The 15,447-nt window shown below is 63.7% G+C and carries 17 protein-coding genes; 16 read left to right on the top strand and 1 reads right to left on the bottom strand.

Annotated elements, in window-relative coordinates; all coding sequences use genetic code 11:
- The first annotated feature begins 6 nt into the window (after window positions 1-6).
- Genes bchL through hemA form a run of 10 tightly spaced genes read left to right on the top strand, consistent with a single transcriptional unit; the run spans window position 7 to window position 8,363 of the window.
- Entirely contained in the window at window positions 7-903 is an 897-nt protein-coding gene (gene bchL, locus AC3WLM_RS13265) for a ferredoxin:protochlorophyllide reductase (ATP-dependent) iron-sulfur ATP-binding protein (protein WP_039336591.1), read from the top strand.
- Entirely contained in the window at window positions 903-1,607 is a 705-nt protein-coding gene (bchM, locus tag AC3WLM_RS13260) for a magnesium protoporphyrin IX methyltransferase (protein WP_492477592.1), read from the top strand. Before bchL ends, bchM begins: the two co-directional genes overlap by 1 nt.
- A complete protein-coding gene (locus AC3WLM_RS13255; protein ID WP_492477591.1) occupies window positions 1,607-3,031 on the top strand; it encodes a BCD family MFS transporter in 1,425 nt (474 codons plus the stop codon). Before bchM ends, AC3WLM_RS13255 begins: the two co-directional genes overlap by 1 nt.
- A 37-nt stretch (window positions 3,032-3,068) precedes the next feature.
- The gene (puhA, locus tag AC3WLM_RS13250; protein WP_492477590.1) at window positions 3,069-3,833 is read left to right on the top strand and encodes a photosynthetic reaction center subunit H; all 765 of its coding nucleotides are present in this window, start codon (window positions 3,069-3,071) and stop codon (window positions 3,831-3,833) included.
- Window positions 3,830-4,453, top strand: coding sequence for a photosynthetic complex putative assembly protein PuhB (gene puhB / locus AC3WLM_RS13245; RefSeq protein ID WP_062343174.1), 624 nt, complete (start codon window positions 3,830-3,832; stop codon window positions 4,451-4,453). The genes puhA and puhB overlap by 4 nt, the downstream gene beginning before the upstream one ends.
- Window positions 4,450-4,962, top strand: coding sequence for a photosynthetic complex assembly protein PuhC (puhC, locus tag AC3WLM_RS13240; protein WP_492477589.1), 513 nt, complete (start codon window positions 4,450-4,452; stop codon window positions 4,960-4,962). Before puhB ends, puhC begins: the two co-directional genes overlap by 4 nt.
- On the top strand, window positions 4,959-5,249 hold the full coding sequence (locus AC3WLM_RS13235) for a hypothetical protein (RefSeq protein WP_062343170.1): 291 nt from the start codon (window positions 4,959-4,961) through the stop codon (window positions 5,247-5,249). Before puhC ends, AC3WLM_RS13235 begins: the two co-directional genes overlap by 4 nt.
- Window positions 5,246-6,334 carry a magnesium-protoporphyrin IX monomethyl ester (oxidative) cyclase gene (gene acsF / locus AC3WLM_RS13230; RefSeq protein ID WP_492477588.1) on the top strand — a complete coding sequence of 363 codons (1,089 nt, stop codon included), beginning with the start codon at window positions 5,246-5,248 and terminating at the stop codon, window positions 6,332-6,334. The genes AC3WLM_RS13235 and acsF overlap by 4 nt, the downstream gene beginning before the upstream one ends.
- Window positions 6,328-7,107, top strand: coding sequence for a putative photosynthetic complex assembly protein PuhE (puhE, locus tag AC3WLM_RS13225; protein WP_492477587.1), 780 nt, complete (start codon window positions 6,328-6,330; stop codon window positions 7,105-7,107). Before acsF ends, puhE begins: the two co-directional genes overlap by 7 nt.
- A 35-nt stretch (window positions 7,108-7,142) precedes the next feature.
- Complete coding sequence (gene hemA / locus AC3WLM_RS13220) at window positions 7,143-8,363, top strand: 5-aminolevulinate synthase (protein WP_492477586.1); 1,221 nt, start codon at window positions 7,143-7,145, stop codon at window positions 8,361-8,363.
- Window positions 8,364-8,435: 72 nt separating this feature from the next.
- Here the strand turns inward: hemA and AC3WLM_RS13215 are convergent, their stop codons facing one another.
- On the bottom strand, window positions 8,436-8,954 hold the full coding sequence (locus AC3WLM_RS13215; RefSeq protein ID WP_039336577.1) for a c-type cytochrome: 519 nt from the start codon (window positions 8,952-8,954) through the stop codon (window positions 8,436-8,438).
- A gap of 165 nt (window positions 8,955-9,119) precedes the next feature.
- Here AC3WLM_RS13215 and AC3WLM_RS13210 point away from each other — a divergent pair, with 165 nt between their 5' ends.
- Genes AC3WLM_RS13210 through AC3WLM_RS13185 form a run of 6 tightly spaced genes read left to right on the top strand, consistent with a single transcriptional unit; the run spans window position 9,120 to window position 15,383 of the window.
- A complete protein-coding gene (locus tag AC3WLM_RS13210) occupies window positions 9,120-9,668 on the top strand; it encodes an STAS domain-containing protein (protein ID WP_492477585.1) in 549 nt (182 codons plus the stop codon).
- Window positions 9,665-10,030 carry a response regulator gene (locus AC3WLM_RS13205; protein ID WP_039336573.1) on the top strand — a complete coding sequence of 122 codons (366 nt, stop codon included), beginning with the start codon at window positions 9,665-9,667 and terminating at the stop codon, window positions 10,028-10,030. Before AC3WLM_RS13210 ends, AC3WLM_RS13205 begins: the two co-directional genes overlap by 4 nt.
- The gene (locus AC3WLM_RS13200; protein ID WP_492477584.1) at window positions 10,027-12,093 is read left to right on the top strand and encodes a chemotaxis protein CheA; all 2,067 of its coding nucleotides are present in this window, start codon (window positions 10,027-10,029) and stop codon (window positions 12,091-12,093) included. Before AC3WLM_RS13205 ends, AC3WLM_RS13200 begins: the two co-directional genes overlap by 4 nt.
- A gap of 4 nt (window positions 12,094-12,097) precedes the next feature.
- Window positions 12,098-12,589: a chemotaxis protein CheW gene (locus AC3WLM_RS13195; protein ID WP_039336674.1), complete on the top strand. Its 492-nt coding sequence runs from the start codon at window positions 12,098-12,100 to the stop codon at window positions 12,587-12,589.
- Entirely contained in the window at window positions 12,586-14,898 is a 2,313-nt protein-coding gene (locus AC3WLM_RS13190) for a methyl-accepting chemotaxis protein (protein WP_492477583.1), read from the top strand. Before AC3WLM_RS13195 ends, AC3WLM_RS13190 begins: the two co-directional genes overlap by 4 nt.
- Window positions 14,895-15,383 carry a chemotaxis protein CheW gene (locus AC3WLM_RS13185; RefSeq protein WP_492477582.1) on the top strand — a complete coding sequence of 163 codons (489 nt, stop codon included), beginning with the start codon at window positions 14,895-14,897 and terminating at the stop codon, window positions 15,381-15,383. Before AC3WLM_RS13190 ends, AC3WLM_RS13185 begins: the two co-directional genes overlap by 4 nt.
- The last annotated feature ends 64 nt before the right edge of the window (window positions 15,384-15,447 follow it).

The raw sequence follows: 15,447 nt of genomic DNA, 5'->3' as shown, positions 1-15,447 counted from the left end.
TTTGCGATGAACCTGCTCGACCCAAGGGCGCGCTTCAGCCAGCCGGACGGCGAAGGATCGATGCAGGTCTCATTGGACCCGCGCGACGAGATCAAGGGCGCGAAGGTCTTTGCCGTCTATGGCAAGGGCGGGATCGGCAAATCGACGACTTCGTCGAACCTCTCGGCGGCGTTCTCGAAGCTTGGCCATCGCGTGCTGCAGATCGGTTGCGACCCCAAGCACGATTCCACCTTCACGCTGACCAAGAAGCTGATGCCGACGGTGATCGACGTGCTCGAAAGCGTCGAGTTCCATGCGGAGGAGCTGCGGCCCGAGGACTACATGTTCGAAGGTTACAACGGGGTGATGTGCGTGGAGGCCGGAGGACCGCCGGCAGGCACCGGTTGCGGCGGCTATGTCGTGGGGCAGACGGTGAAGCTGCTCAAGCAGCACCACCTGCTGGAAGATACCGACGTGGTGATCTTCGACGTGCTGGGTGATGTGGTGTGCGGCGGTTTTGCTGCACCGCTGCAGCATGCCGAACGCGCTCTGGTGGTGGCCGCGAACGACTTTGATTCAATCTTCGCGATGAACCGGATCGTTGCAGCAATCGGCGCGAAGGCGAAGAACTACAACGTGCGGCTTGCCGGCGTGATCGCCAACCGTTCTGCCGCGACCGACGAGATCGACCGCTTCAGCGAAGCGATCGGGATGAAGCGCCTGGCGCACTTCCGCGACGTCGACGCTATCCGCCGCAGCCGCCTGAAGAAGTGCACGCTGTTCGAGATGGAGCCTTCGCCGGAAGTGATTGCTGCGCAGCAGGAATACCTGCGGCTTGCACAAATGCTGTGGGATGGCGTCGACCCGGTTGTAGCCAACCCGATGAAGGACCGCGATATCTTCGACTTCCTGGGGTTCGAATGATGGCCACGCAATTTGCTCCCAACCGCTATGACAGCCAGCGCGAAAAGCTGGCCGCATACTTCGACGGCACGGCGCAGAAGGCGTGGATCGACCTGACCTCGACCGCGAAGGTCAGCGGCATTCGCGCAACCGTGCGGGCGGGGCGCGATGCGATGCGGGCGCAACTGCTCGGCTGGCTACCCGAGGATCTGCGGCGGCGCGACGTGCTGGATGCAGGTTGCGGAACTGGCAGCCTCAGCGTGGAAGCGGCCTGTCGCGGTGCCGTGGTGACGGCGATAGACGTGGCGCAGGGGCTGGTCGACATCGCGGCCGAGCGCGCGCCTTCCTATCTTGGCCATGGGCGCATCCAGTGGCGCGTGGGCGACATGCTCGATCCGGCCTTGGGCAGCTTTGATCATGTCGTGGCGATGGACTCGCTGATCCACTACACGTTGCCGGACATGGTCTGGGCGCTGTCGGCGCTGACCAGCCGTTGCACAGGCTCGATCCTGTTCACTTTCGCGCCCTACACCCCGCTGCTCGGCGCGATGCATACCGTGGGCAAGGTCTTCCCGCGCTCTGATCGTTCGCCCGCAATCGTGCCTATTGCCGAAAGCCAGCTGCGTGCAGCGCTCAGCCAGTTCGAAGGGTGGGAGGTCCGCCGCTCCGGCCGGATTTCGAGCGGGTTCTACAAGAGCCATGCGATGGAGCTGGTGAAGATCTGATGGCGCAGCGGCAGGCCCTTTCTGCGAAATGGAGCAAGGTGGCGCTCACCTGGCTGCCCTTCGCCGATGCGGCCAGCGCCGAGATCCCGCTGTCACGCCTGCTGCGTCTTTCACTGTTCCAGGTGAGCGTGGGCATGATGACCGTGCTGCTCAACGGTACGCTCAACCGCGTAATGATCGTGGAACTGGGCATTCCGGCATGGCTGGTCTCGCTGATGATCGCCATTCCGCTGCTCGCCGCGCCATTCCGCGCGCTGATCGGGCACAAATCGGACGTGCATCGTTCGGTTCTGGGCTGGCGACGGGTGCCATTCATCTGGTTCGGCACACTGATGCAGTTCGGCGGTCTTGCGATCATGCCGTTCGCGCTGCTGCTGATGGCGCGGCCCGAGCTTTTCGCAATTGGCACTGCGGCGAGCGCGTTGGCGTTCCTTCTGGCAGGCTTCGGCATGCACACGACGCAGACGGCTGGCCTTGCCCTGACCGGCGACCTTGTCGATGACGAGCGCCGCCCGCGTGCGGTCGCCCTGCTCTATCTGGCGCTGCTGGCGGGCATGATGATCGCAGCGCTGGTTATCGGCGGACTGCTGGCGCACTTCACGCCGACCCGTCTGGTGCAGGTGATCCAGGGTTCGGCGATCCTGACCTTCTTCCTCAACGTCATTGCGCTGTGGAAGCAGGAGGCACGCAGTGCGACAATCGCTTCGGCTCAGACGCCGCGCCCCGCCTTTACAGACGTTTGGCAGAGCTTCGTGGCCGAGCCGATCACGATGCGGCTGCTGGTCGCGGTCGGGCTTGGGGCCACGGCGTTCTCGATGCAGGATGCGCTGCTCGAGCCTTATGGCGGAGAAATCCTTGGGCTGTCGGTGGGCGCGACCACGTTCCTGACCGGTGGCTGGGCCTTGGGCGCGCTGGCCGGATTCACGCTTTCGGCCCGGTGGCTCTCGCGCGGGATGGATGCGCTGCGGATTTCCGGATTCGGCGCGGTGATCGGGGTTGCCGCGTTCATGCTGGTGATCTTTGCCGCGCCGCTCGCCAGCCCCGTCGCCCTGCTGGCCGGTGCGACAGCGATCGGTACGGGTGCCGGCCTGTTCCTTGTCGGCACGCTGACCACGGCGATGACGCTGGCAACCGACAAGACATCGGGCCTTGCCCTGGGTGCCTGGGGCGCGGTGCAGACGACGTTTGCCGGGCTTGCCATCGCCATGGGCGGGGTGCTGCGCGATATGGTCTCAAGCCTTGCCGTCTCGGACGAGCTGGGCCTGACGCTGGCCAATCGCGCCACGGGATATGCCACGATCTACATCATCGAGATCTGCCTGCTGCTGGCCACGCTCGTCGTGCTGGGCCCGCTCGTGGGCCAGACCCCGGCGGCTATCCGGCGGGAGGGACGAAGCTTTGGACTGACGGAATTCCCCACATGAGCAGCAGGGGCACAGGGAACGCGAAGAGGACACGCACATGAACTACGGCAATATCGTCGGCACGATCGATGCCGCTCAGATCGCGATGATAACCTTCATCGGGTTCTTCATCGCTCTTGTCTTCTGGCTCCGGCGCGAAGACCGGCGCGAAGGCTATCCGCTGGAGGATGCGCTGACCGGGCGCCTGCTCAGCGAAGGCGGGCCGTTTTCGGCCGCCGCGCCCAAGACCTTCATCCTGCCATTCGGCAAGGGCACGAAATCCGTGCCCACCGGCGAGCGCGATCCGTTCGAAGTGAACGCCAAGCGTCGCGAGAACTTCGGTGGCGCACCGCTGAGCCCGGTGGGTGACGTGTTTGCCGCGGGCGTCGGCCCCGGCTCCTATGCCGACCGTGCCAAGTGGCCCGATATCGATGCCCACGGCAATCCGCGCATTGTGCCGATGGGCCTTGTGCCGGAAATCAGCGTTGCCACGGCCAGCACCGATCCGCGTGGGCTTCCCGTCTATGGCGCAGATGGCCTCAAGGCTGGCGTCGTCACCGACATGTGGGTCGACCGGGCCGAGCACATGGTGCGCTATCTGGCGGTGGATACGGGCGGCAAGACGGTCCTCGCTCCGATGCCGATGGCAGTTGTGAAGAAGAACGCGGTGATCATCGACGCGATCAACGCGGCCGACTTTGCCGGCGCCCCCTTCCCCGCCAATCCGGGCGAGATCACCCGCTATGAGGAAGAGCGCACCGTGGCCTACTTCGGCACCGGCTACCTCTATGCCAACGAAAACCGGCTGGAACCGCTGATATGAGCGAGTACGACCACGAGCCGATCCGCGGGCTGCCGGGCGATCTGCCCGCCGGCGAGAGTATCCTGTGGCAGGGCTCGCCCGATTGGCGAACCTTTGCCCGCAGCGCTCTGCACACCCGCTGGGTCAGCGGCTATTTCGCAGTGCTGGCCCTTTTCGGCCTCGCCAGCGGCAAGCTGTTTGGCGCGGGCGCGGCTGTGGTCGGCGGGGCAATCACGCAAGGCTTACTGGCAGTGTTCGCGATCGCCGTGGCGAAGACGACGGTCTACACGATCACCAACCGGCGCGTCGTTCTGCGCATCGGCGTGGCGCTGAACAAGTGCGTGAACCTGCCGCTGGCGATGATCGGCTCGGCGGATCTGCGGCCGCAGGGCAGCGGGCATGGTGACATTGCGCTGACACTGACCGGACGGCACCGGCTTGGCTTCGCCATGCTGTGGCCGCACGCGCGGCCGTGGCGGCTTGGCCAGCCCAGCCCGATGTTGCGCGCCCTCCCCGACGCGGAAGCTGTCGCCAAGGTTCTCGCCAAGGCCTGCTCGGCAGTAGTGCCGAACGAAGCAGCAGCGGTGCGGTCCAAAGCTGTGCCGGTGCGTGACCACGGCCTGCAGGGAGCGGCGGCATGAGCCCCCACCATGGCAGCTTAGTCCATGACCACGAGAACACCGTCCCCCGCCCGGCGCTGATCCTGGCAGGGGCGCTGGTGGCGACGACGCTGGCGCTGACCGCGCTGGTGCGCGTCGGCGTGCTCGAGCGGGAGGCCGTGCCGGCCGTGGCACGCGCGCGGGATAACGTGGCGGCGCTGGAGGTGCGGCATCTGGCATTCGAGGACCGGGCGGATGGAGCCGTCGTGGTCAAGGATGCCGATACAGGGTCGACACTCGCCGCGATGATCGGCGAGAACGATGGCGGCGGGTTCGTGCGCGGCGTGATGCGCGGCATGGCTCGCGAAAGGAAGATGAAGGGGATCGGCCCAGCGGCACCCTTCGAACTGACGCAGTGGGAGAACGGATCGCTCTCGCTGCGCGACCCGGCGACGGGGCGTTCGATCGAGCTTGGCTCGTTCGGCGCGACCAACCGGGCCGCCTTTGCCAAGTTCCTCAGTGGAGCCAAAGCAAAGGGCAATCAGGCATGATCCGCGCCCGCGCCTTCGAAGTGCCCTGTCGCATAGCGGTGGAGCAAAGCGAGGCGCATTTCCACGCGCATGTCGAGCTGGCGGGCAATCTGTCTGTCGAGCCCGGCGACAAGGTTCGCGTTCATGGCGAACCGATCCGCGTGGCCTTCGGCGAAAGTGCCGTTTTCGAGCGGACGGCAACCGTCGTCCGCGCAGGCCCCCTGCTGCGGGGGTGGATGCGGCTTATCGCCTACCTTGGCCTGACCGAGCTTTACGAGGTCAGCTTCAATCCTGGGAGCCTGAGATGAACGCGATCACACTCGAACGTCCTGTGGCAGCGCCCGAACGTGCGCCCAAGCCCGACGTGCACAAGATGGTGCAGCATGAAACAGTGCTGAGCCCGCGCTTCTACACCACCGACTTTGCCGCGCTCGATTCCATCGACGTCTCGCTGGTGCGCCAGGAATGGGACGAGCTGATGGCCGAGATGGTCAGCGATCCCAACAAGAAGCACTTCAAGCGCCAGGAAAGCTTTGCCGGGGTGATCGAGGGGCTGGAACCGGAGCTGCGGGCCGAGTTCATCGACTTCCTGGTAAGCTCGCTGACCTCGGAGTTTTCGGGCTGCATCCTCTATGCCGAAATGGCGCGGCGGACGAAGAACCCCGACATGAAGCTGCTGTTCAAGCTGCTGGCACGCGATGAAAGCCGCCATGCCGGGTTCATCAATGAATCGCTGAAGGATGCCGGGATCGGCATTGACCTCGGCTTCCTGACGAAGGCCAAGAAATACCATTATTTCAAGCCAAAGTTTATCTTCTATTCGGTCTACCTGTCCGAGAAGATCGGCTATGCGCGCTACATCGCAATCTATCGCCAGCTGGCCGCGCACCCCGAACTGCGCTTCCATCCGATCTTCAACTGGTTCGAGAGCTGGTGCAACGACGAGTTCCGTCATGGCGAGGCCTTTGCCCTGCTGCTGCGCGCCGACCCGAAGCTGCTGACGGGCATGAACAAGCTGTGGGTGCGGTTCTTCCTGCTCGCGGTCTATTCGACGATGTACGTGCGTGATCATGCGCGGCCGGTGTTCCACAAGGCGCTGGGCCTCGATCCCGAGACCTATGACTACCACGTGTTCGAGATCTGCACCGCAATCAGCCGTCAGGTGTTCCCGGTCGAACTCGACACAGATGATCCTCGCTTCCGCCGGGCGATGAAGCGGCTGCTGGTGGCGAGCCGGAAGATCGAAGAGGGCAAGAAGCGCGGCGGGCTTTCGGGCGTGCTGATGCGGGCTTCGGGTGCTTTGGGGGCCGGCACGAACTTCGCGCGGATGTACCTGTTGCGCCCTCGCCGCAACGAACTGCCTGCCACGGTGCGGATGCAGCCCGCGTGGTAAGCTGGACCGGCCACGTCCTGCCGGTGATCGCCACGATCGTGGTCTGGTTCCTTGCGACCGGCCTGATCGCTTGGGCGGACAACCGCGAGCGCCGCACTTTCCCGCGCAGCCTGAAGCTGGCGGGAATCGCGGGCGTCGGCGGGCTGGCAGTGGTGGCCTGGTCGATGAACAAGCCGACGCTGATCGGGGTCTATGCCGCGTTTGCCGGAGCGATCCTGCTCTGGTCGTGGCACGAGATCAGCTTCCTGACGGGAGCGGTGACCGGTCCGAGGCGCGAGGCTTGCCCCGCCGAAGCGCGCGGGCTGGAGCGGTTCTTCCACGCCGTGAGTGCGGTGGCCTGGCACGAGATCGCGCTGGCGCTGAGCGCCATCGGGTTGATCTCATTGAGCTGGAACGCGGCAAACCAGATCGGCGCGATGACGTTCACGCTGCTGCTGGCGATGCGGCTTTCGACCAAGCTGGTGATCTTCTTCGGCGTGCCGAACATGAGCACCGAGATCTTTCCGCCGCACCTCGCCTACCTCAAGACCTATTTCGGGCCGCGGCGCTTGGGAGCGGAACTTTTTGTCGCGATTGCAGGGACTTCCGCTCTTGCGGTGTGGCTCGGTTTGATCGCGATCAATGCGCCGGAGGGCAGCGCCAGTGCATCGGGCGCGAGCCTGCTCTTCGCGCTGGCCGCCCTTGGCGCACTCGAACACCTGTTTCTGGCCCTGCCGATCCGCGACGGGGCGCTGTGGGGTTGGGCCTTGCCCAGCCGCCGCCCTGCCAACTGACCGCAAAGAAGAATTCACGAAGAGGACCGACGACCATGGACTACGAGGGCTACTTCAAGGGGGAACTGGACGCGGTCCGGGGTGAAGGGCGCTATCGGATCTTTACGGAGATCGAGCGCAAGTGCGGCAATTTCCCGCACGCCACGCGCTATGTCGATGACCGGACCGAGCAGGTCACGGTGTGGTGCTCGAACGACTACCTTGGCATGGGGCAGCACCCCGCAGTTCTTGAAGCCATGCACAACACGCTCGACGAATGCGGCGCGGGCGCTGGCGGTACGCGGAACATCTCGGGCACGAACCACCATCACGTGCTGCTGGAACAGGAACTGGCCGATCTCCACGGGAAGGAAGCGGCGCTGCTCTTCACCTCGGGCTATGTCTCGAACTGGGCGGGTCTTGGCACGCTGGCGGCGAAGATCCCCGGCTGCGTGGTGTTCTCGGACGCGCTCAACCATGCCTCGATGATCGAAGGCATCCGCCATTCGCGCGCGATCTGCCGGGTGTGGCGCCATAACGATGTGGCGCATCTCGATGAGCTGCTTTCGGAATACGGGCCGGATGTGCCCAAGCTGGTCGCGTTCGAAAGCGTCTATTCGATGGACGGCGACATCGGTCCGATCGCCGAGATCCTCGACGTCTGCGAGAAGCACGGCGCGATGAGTTACATCGACGAAGTTCACGCGGTGGGGCTCTATGGCCCGCGCGGCGGTGGTGTCGCAGAGCGCGAAGGCCTGATGGACCGGATCACCGTGATCGAGGGGACGCTGGGCAAGGCGTTCGGCGTGATGGGCGGATATATCGCGGCGTCAGAAGCGCTGTGCGACTTCATCCGCACTTTCGCCAGCGGGTTCATCTTCACGACTGCGCTGCCCCCTGCCCTTGCTGCCGGTGCCGCTGCCAGCATCCGTCATCTCAAGACGAGCGAGATGGAGCGGGCCCGGCACAAGGAGCGTGTGGCGACCGTCCGCCGCCGCCTCGACGCGATCGGGATTCCGCACCTGCCCAACCCCAGCCACATCATTCCGGTGATGGTGGACGACCCGCACAAGTGCAAGCGCATCAGCGACTGGCTGATGGACAACCACGGCATCTACGTCCAGCCGATCAACTACCCGACCGTGCCGCGCGGGACCGAGCGCCTTCGCATCACACCCTCGCCGGTGCACAGCGACGGTGACGTGGACAAGCTGATCCATGCGCTGAGCGACATCTGGTCGCAGTGCGAATTGGCGCGGCGTTCGGCTGCCGCCTGATACTGCTGCTACGTTAAAGGGGTGCGGACCATGATGGTCCGCACCCCTTCTTGCGACCCGAAGGGACCGAGGTCAGTTCGGAGCCTTGAGATAGGCAATGACGTCGGCACGGTCCTGCGCCTTGGGTAGGCCGGCAAATGACATCTTGGTACCCGGCACGACGCGCGCGGGCTTTTCCAGATACTGGAACAGCTTTTCCGCAGACCAGGTGATGCCGCTGTTCTTGTTGGCGGCCGAATAGCTGTAGCCCGCCTCTGAACCCGCCTTGCGCCCTACGACACCGGCGAGCGACGGACCGATCATGTTCTTGCCCGCTTCGAGCGAGTGACAGGCCTGGCACTGGGCAAAAACGGTCTTGCCATGCGCGGCATCGCCGGTCAGCGAAGCGAGCGTCGCGCCATCGAGCGTGTCTGTCGAATCTGCTGTCGGCGCAGCGGCGCTGGTTGCTGCTGCAGGGGCCGCAGCAGTGGTTGTTTCAGCAGGCTTTGCCGCTGAGTCGGCTGCGGTCTTGTCAGAGCTGCCGCCACCGCCGCAAGATGCGAGGAGCAGGGTCGCAGTTGACAGCGCAAGGTATTGAAAAACTTGCCTCATATGCATCCACCCTTATTCCGTGTAGCAGCATGATTGGACCACACGGCGGCAAAGTAAAACACTCATCGCAGCGCTCCGCAACACGGTATTTCGGGCCGGATCAAAGTCTGTTCTCAAGTGTTGTCGTGAAAACTTTTTTGCCCGTCCGAACGCTCACAACCAGCTGTGCTGCAGGCTTTGGAACGCGACGGCAGCCATGTCATGGCGGGGGCCGACAAGCGACTGAACCGCATTTTAGAAGTGCCGTCGCGAACCGATCATGACCACACGTGGTTAACGAAGTTTCTGCGGCAATGGCTACCTGAACGGAAGCTTCTGCCTAGTAACAACAACTATATCGCGGAAAACGTAAAAAGAGCAGATCGCAAGCCATCAGTCATGTCGTCGGCCGGAACGGGCGGAGGGAACATGACTATCCCGATTGGCACTATTGCAAACCTGAACACCGCCCCGGACATCCGCGAGGCGATCCTCGACGAGCTGAAGATCCATTCCTCGATCGAGATCGATTGCTCGAGCGTGGTCGAAGCCGACCTCACCTTCCTTCAGATCCTCGCGGCGGCGCGCAAGTTTGCCCAGCGGGAAAGCAAGAGCATCTCGATCGTGCCCGCTGCCGATCCTGCCGTTGCCGGCCTGATCGAGCGCGCGGGCCTTGCCGGGCCGATCTCTGCGATCTGTGAAAATCTCTGTGCGACCGGAGCCACCGAGCAATGACCACCATACTCACCGTCGATGATTCCATGAGCGTCCGGATGGCAATCCGGATTGCGCTGTCGGGAGCCGGACATCAGGTCGCGGAGGCAGCCGATGGCAAGGAAGGGCTCGAACAGGCCAGGTCATCGAAGTTCGACATGATCATCACCGATCTCAACATGCCGAACATGAATGGTCTGGAGATGATCCGGGAAATCCGCAAGCTGCCGCTTCAGGCCGGTACGCCGATCATATTCCTCACGACGGAATCTGATGAGGGCATGAAGCAGCAAGCCAAGGCCGCAGGCGCGACCGGCTGGCTGGTCAAGCCGTTCGTTGCCGAAAATCTGCTGAAGGTAACCCGCAAGGTGCTGGGGCAATGACCGGGCAGGACCCGATCGAAGCCTTCCGGATCGAAGCCGGCGAGCTACTCGAAGCGACCGAGCAGGCCTTGCTCGATCTCAGCCACGACCTGACCAGTCGGGAGCTCATCGACACCGTCTTTCGCGGGATGCACACGCTCAAGGGCTCGGGCGCGATGTTCGGCTTCGATGCTCTGGCCGCATTTACCCATCACTGCGAAACAGCCTTCGACAAGGTCCGCAAGGGGCAGGCCCGCGCTTCGGCAGAGTTGGTAGCCCTGACGCTTTCTGCCAAGGACCACATGCGCACCCTAATCGACCAGCCGAACGGCGATGGCGTGGACAGTGAAAGCGCCGATCTGCTTGCGAGGCTCCAGGCCCTGCTGGACGGAGCAGGCGCCCCTGCAGCCGTGGACTGCAGCGAAGATGCCGGTCACGGTACGACAACGGCCACCACCATCACCGCTGGGCCAGGTCAGGGATGGCACCTGAACTTCCGCCTGCCCGCCAATGCACTTGCCACCGGAACAAACCCGCTCCTTCTGCTCGACGAGTTGCGGGAACTGGGTGCCACCGATGTGGTCGCGGACTTTGACGCGGTTCCCCCGCTTGATGAGCTTGATCCCACGCAGTGCCTGATGGGCTGGTCGATGAACCTGCACGCCAGCGCGACGCGCGATGTCATCGAAGATGTCTTCCTGTTCGTGCTCGACGACATGGAACTGTCCATCACGCCGATCGCGGACGCGAACGACGAAGCCTATGCCTTGGCTGAAGACGGTCCGCCAGACACTGCTGCTGTGGCAGTCTCGCCCGCGCCGTCGGAGCATGCGGCGCTGGCCATCGCGGAAGTCGCCAGCGCCGAACCTGCCAGCGCGAAAGCCGCGCGCGGCCCCAGCGAAAGTGTGCGCGTCCCGGCTGAACGCCTCGATCTCTTGATGGACCGGGTGGGCGAACTCGTGATCGTGCAGAGCCGCCTCGCCCAGCTTGCGGGCAATGGCATTTCCGGCCCTGCGGGCGAACTCGCGCTGCGCTCGATCTCGGAGGAGGTCGAACGACTTGCCAACGAACTGCGCGACACGATGATGGTCTTGCGCATGGTGCCGATTGCCGCGTTGTTCGGACGGTTCCGCCGCCTGGTCCACGACCTGGCCCGTGAGACCGGCAAGTCGATCGAGCTTGTGACCGATGGCGAAAGCACCGAGATCGATAAGACCGTCTCCGAAAGGCTCGCCGATCCGATTGTCCACCTGATCCGTAACGCTTGCGATCATGGACTTGAGACCGAGGAAGAGCGGCTTGCCGCGGGCAAGGCCGCGACCGGTCGCATCCGGCTTTCGGCCCAGCAGGCCGGTGGCGAAGTGCTCATCACCATCGAGGACGATGGCCGCGGCATCAGCCGCGAGCGGGTCCGCGCCAAGGCCGAGGCCAATGGCCTGGTCCAGCCAGGCCAAGTGCTGAGCGACAGCGAGCTGCTGCAGCTGATCTTCCAGCCCGGCTTTTCCACCGCCGCCCAGATCACCAATCTGTCAGGCCGTGGCGTCGGCATGGACGTGGTCAAGCGCACGATCGAAGGCCTGCGGGGACACATCGACATGACCAGCGAACCCGGCAAGGGCTCGGTCATAACCCTGCGCATTCCGCTGACTTTGGCGATCATCGACGGGCTGCTCGTGAGGGGCGGGGATAACAACTACGTAATCCCGCTGGCGGCGGTCGAAGAGTGCCTGGAGCTGAGCCTGGAGGAGGACATCCGTTCGCGCGGGAGGAGCATGATCCAGTTGCGCGAACGCCTGGTGCCCTTCCTGCGCCTGCGCGAGCTTTTCGCGACGGGCACCCGGCCCGACCCCTTCCAGAAGATCGTGGTGATCGCAACCGGAGGCGAGCGGGTCGGACTTGTCGTCGATCAGATCATCGGCAGCCACCAGACCGTGATCAAATCCATGTCGAGCCTGCACCGTTCGATCCCCAGTTTCTCTGGCGCGACCATCCTCGGTGATGGTGGGGTCGCGCTCATTCTCGATGTCGTCCAGCTCGTTGCGCTGGGCCAGAGCCATGAGGAGCGGCTCCGTGCCGCAGGGTGACGCCATGACCACGACCAGCACAACGCCATGGGATGACAACGGCCAACTGGAAGTGCTGACATTCGACGTAGGCGATGAATGCCTGGCGATCGAGGCCGTCAGCATCCGCGAGATACTCGACCTGCTGCCCGAAACGCCCGTTCCGGGCGCACCGGATCTGGTGGCCAGTGTCGTCAACTTTCGCGGCAAGATCATCCCGATCGCCGATCTGCGCGTGGCCTTCGGCATGCCGCGCAATCCCGGCGAGGAGGCCAGTGCCGATCACCGCATCGTCGTGATCGAGACCGAGATCGACGGAGAGCCGCTCCAGATCGGGCTGCGCTCGGACAAGGTCCACGAAGTGACGATCCTCGACAAGGCGCACAGCAGCGAGCCGCCCGTGCTGGGCATGCGCTGGAAGCGCGAATTCGCGCGCGAACTGGTGCGCCAGCCGGGGTCGGTCATCGTCATTCCCGATTTGCCCACAATCTTCACGTCCCTCGCGGAGGCCGCATGATGCGCAATGTTTTTTCGAGAGTTTCCGAACAGCAGGTTCTCGATGAGGTAAGCCGGGTCGAGCAGGCGCTTGCTACGGGTAATCTTCTGCTTCGGCTTGATGAAACCACCGGAAATGCCCCGACGCGCGCCGTCATGGCGGCGTTCAATCGGCTGCTGGATGCCGTGACCAATCCGGTTCAGGACCTGTCCACGCAGATCGCCCGGATGACCGACGAACATGCAGCCGGCGATATCGATGTCGTGATCGACGCAAACGCCCTGCCCGACAAGCTTGGCATCATGGCGACACAAATCAACGAGCTCGTTGCAGCACACATCAACGTCAAGAAACAGGCGATGGCCTGCGTGCGCGAGTTCAGCCTCGGCAATTTCGAGGCTCCGATGGAACAGCTGCCCGGCAAGAAGGCCTTCATCAACGATACGATCGAGACCCTGCGCGGCAATCTCGTCGGGCTGATCTCGGAAATGAACCACATGTCGAGCGAGCATGATCGCGGCGATATCGACGTGGTCATCGACCATGCGAAGTTCCCGGGCGATTTCGGCATCGTGGCGCGCGGCATCAATGACATGGTTGCCGGGCACATCGCGGTGAAGAAAAAGGCCATGGCCTGCGTCAAGGAATTTGGCGAAGGCAACTTCAAGGCACCGCTCGAACAGTTCCCGGGCAAGAAGGCCTTCATCAACGACACGATCGAAACCCTGCGCGGCAACCTGATGGGCCTGATCGCCGAGATGAAGCACATGGCCGCCGAACACGACCGCGGCGATATCGACGTGACCATCGACGATGCCAGGTTCGAGGGCGATTTCGGACTGGTTGCGCGCGGCATCAACGAAATGGTCGCCGGCCACATCGCGGTGAAGAAGAAGGCCATGGCCTGCGTGAAGGCGTTCGGCGAGGGCAATTTCGACGCCCCGCTCGAGCAGTTCCCGGGCAAGAAAGCCTTCATCAACGACACGATCGAAACCTTGCGCACGAACCTGCGCGAGATCACCGCAGAGATCCAGCGGCTGATCGTGGCAGCGACCGAAGGGCGCCTGTCGGAGCGTGGCATTGCCTCGCGCTTTGTCGGAGACTTCGCCCGCCTCATCAGCGGCATCAATGGTATGCTTGATGCCATTATCCTGCCCATCGAGGAAGGCAACCGCGTTCTGCGGCTGATCAGCGTCGGCAACCTGCAGGAAACCGTCGATATCGAATGCCACGGCGATCATCAGCGGATGCGTGACGCCATCAATTCCCTGGTATCAAACCTGAAAAAAACCGCCAACGTGGCCGACCGCATCGCCGATGGCGATCTCACTGTCGAATACCGGGCGCTTTCGGACGATGACCAATTCGGCAACGCGCTGATCACGATGATCGAAAAGCTTCGGACAGTCGTCGGCACGACCTCGGCTGCGGTCGACAATGTCTCGGCTGGCAGCCGCCAGCTGGCAGCAAGCTCCGAGCAGGTCTCCCAGGGCGCGACGGAGCAGGCCGCCTCGGCCGAGGAAGCGTCTGCGTCGATGGAGCAGATGGCGGCGAACATCAAACAGAACGCCGACAACGCGGCGCAGACAGAGAAGATCGCCCGCCAGTCTTCCAAGGACGCGGAAGTTTCGGGCCAGGCAGTCGAGAAGGCGGTCAACGCCATGCGCACGATCGCCGAGAAGATCAGCATCGTCCAGGAAATCGCGCGGCAGACCGACCTGCTTGCCCTGAACGCCGCGGTCGAGGCCGCGCGCGCCGGCGAACACGGCAAGGGCTTTGCAGTTGTCGCCTCGGAAGTGCGCAAGCTGGCCGAGCGCAGCCAGAGCGCGGCAGCCGAAATCGTCTCGGTTTCGTCAGAGACGGTCAAGGTGGCGACCGACGCGGGCGAAATGCTGGCGCGACTGGTTCCGGACATTCGCCGCACAGCCGAACTCGTGACGGAGATCAGCGCAGCCTGCCGCGAGCAGGACATCGGCGCGTCGCAGATCAACGAAGCCATCCAGCAGCTCGACAAGGTCACGCAGATCAATGCCAGCGCGTCGGACCAGATTTCGTCGACGTCCGAGGAACTGGCATCGCAGGCCGAGGAATTGCAGAGCGCCATTTCCTTCTTCCGGACCGGCAATAGCTATGCCGAGCCGCGTCAAAGTACGCAAAGCCGCCGCCAGGCAAGCCCACCGCGCAAGGCCGGTCTGACGCCGCGCGTGGCCACCAAGCCGGCAAAGCGCAACAGCGTCGCCGAACAGAAGGAGCGACTGGCCGGCTTTGCCCTCAATCTGACTGACGGTGGCGTAGACGCCGACGATGCAGACTTCGGACGCGCAGCATGAGCAGCGCGGGCGAACTTCAGGTCGTGGAATTCGGCCTGGGCAACGAGGTTTTTGCCATACCTGTCGCTCTGGTGCGCGAAATCCTCGATTATGCGCCACCTTCATACCTGCCGAACGGCCCGGCGCATTTCATCGGCCTGACGGATCTTCGCGGCCAGGGCGTGCCCACGGTCGACTTCCGCCGGCGTCTCGGCCTGCCGTCTGTCGACCCCACACTGGCCACGCGCATCCTGATCCTCGATGTGCGCTTGCCCGACCGCCTGCTGACGCTGGGCGTCGTCATCGACCGGGTGTTGAGCGTCACCAGTTTCGAGAAGGCAGACATAGAACCTGCCCCGGATATCGGGATCAGCTGGAACTCCGAATACATAACCGGCGTGGTGCGCCGGGACACGGGCTTCGTGGTCATCGTCGACGCGGCCCGGATTTTCACGACCGAAGATGCCATCGGGATCGGCAGCGAAGGTCAATTGGTCAACGCCTGAAACACCCGCGACAGCGAACGGAACGTGCTGCCGCCACAGAGGTGATCAGAACAAGAAGGACGGG

Source organism: Novosphingobium sp. FW305-C-30-35, from assembly GCF_058783135.1.
The sequence above is the reverse complement of the archived record's forward strand: the minus strand, read 5'-3'. Positions and strand labels throughout refer to the sequence as shown.

What these genes read in the sequence shown, in the direction of transcription:
- AC3WLM_RS13205 (WP_039336573.1), top strand. Translation starts at nt 9,665, where the DNA reads ATGACCACCATACTCACCGTCGATGATTCCATGAGCGTCCGGATGGCA.
- bchL (WP_039336591.1), top strand. Translation starts at nt 7, where the DNA reads ATGAACCTGCTCGACCCAAGGGCGCGCTTCAGCCAGCCGGACGGCGAA.
- puhB (WP_062343174.1), top strand. Translation starts at nt 3,830, where the DNA reads ATGAGCGAGTACGACCACGAGCCGATCCGCGGGCTGCCGGGCGATCTG.
- AC3WLM_RS13190 (WP_492477583.1), top strand. Translation starts at nt 12,586, where the DNA reads ATGATGCGCAATGTTTTTTCGAGAGTTTCCGAACAGCAGGTTCTCGAT.
- AC3WLM_RS13200 (WP_492477584.1), top strand. Translation starts at nt 10,027, where the DNA reads ATGACCGGGCAGGACCCGATCGAAGCCTTCCGGATCGAAGCCGGCGAG.
- acsF (WP_492477588.1), top strand. Translation starts at nt 5,246, where the DNA reads ATGAACGCGATCACACTCGAACGTCCTGTGGCAGCGCCCGAACGTGCG.
- AC3WLM_RS13185 (WP_492477582.1), top strand. Translation starts at nt 14,895, where the DNA reads ATGAGCAGCGCGGGCGAACTTCAGGTCGTGGAATTCGGCCTGGGCAAC.
- puhA (WP_492477590.1), top strand. Translation starts at nt 3,069, where the DNA reads ATGAACTACGGCAATATCGTCGGCACGATCGATGCCGCTCAGATCGCG.
- AC3WLM_RS13195 (WP_039336674.1), top strand. Translation starts at nt 12,098, where the DNA reads ATGACCACGACCAGCACAACGCCATGGGATGACAACGGCCAACTGGAA.
- hemA (WP_492477586.1), top strand. Translation starts at nt 7,143, where the DNA reads ATGGACTACGAGGGCTACTTCAAGGGGGAACTGGACGCGGTCCGGGGT.
- AC3WLM_RS13235 (WP_062343170.1), top strand. Translation starts at nt 4,959, where the DNA reads ATGATCCGCGCCCGCGCCTTCGAAGTGCCCTGTCGCATAGCGGTGGAG.
- AC3WLM_RS13255 (WP_492477591.1), top strand. Translation starts at nt 1,607, where the DNA reads ATGGCGCAGCGGCAGGCCCTTTCTGCGAAATGGAGCAAGGTGGCGCTC.
- puhC (WP_492477589.1), top strand. Translation starts at nt 4,450, where the DNA reads ATGAGCCCCCACCATGGCAGCTTAGTCCATGACCACGAGAACACCGTC.
- bchM (WP_492477592.1), top strand. Translation starts at nt 903, where the DNA reads ATGGCCACGCAATTTGCTCCCAACCGCTATGACAGCCAGCGCGAAAAG.
- AC3WLM_RS13215 (WP_039336577.1), bottom strand. Translation starts at nt 8,954, where the DNA reads ATGAGGCAAGTTTTTCAATACCTTGCGCTGTCAACTGCGACCCTGCTC.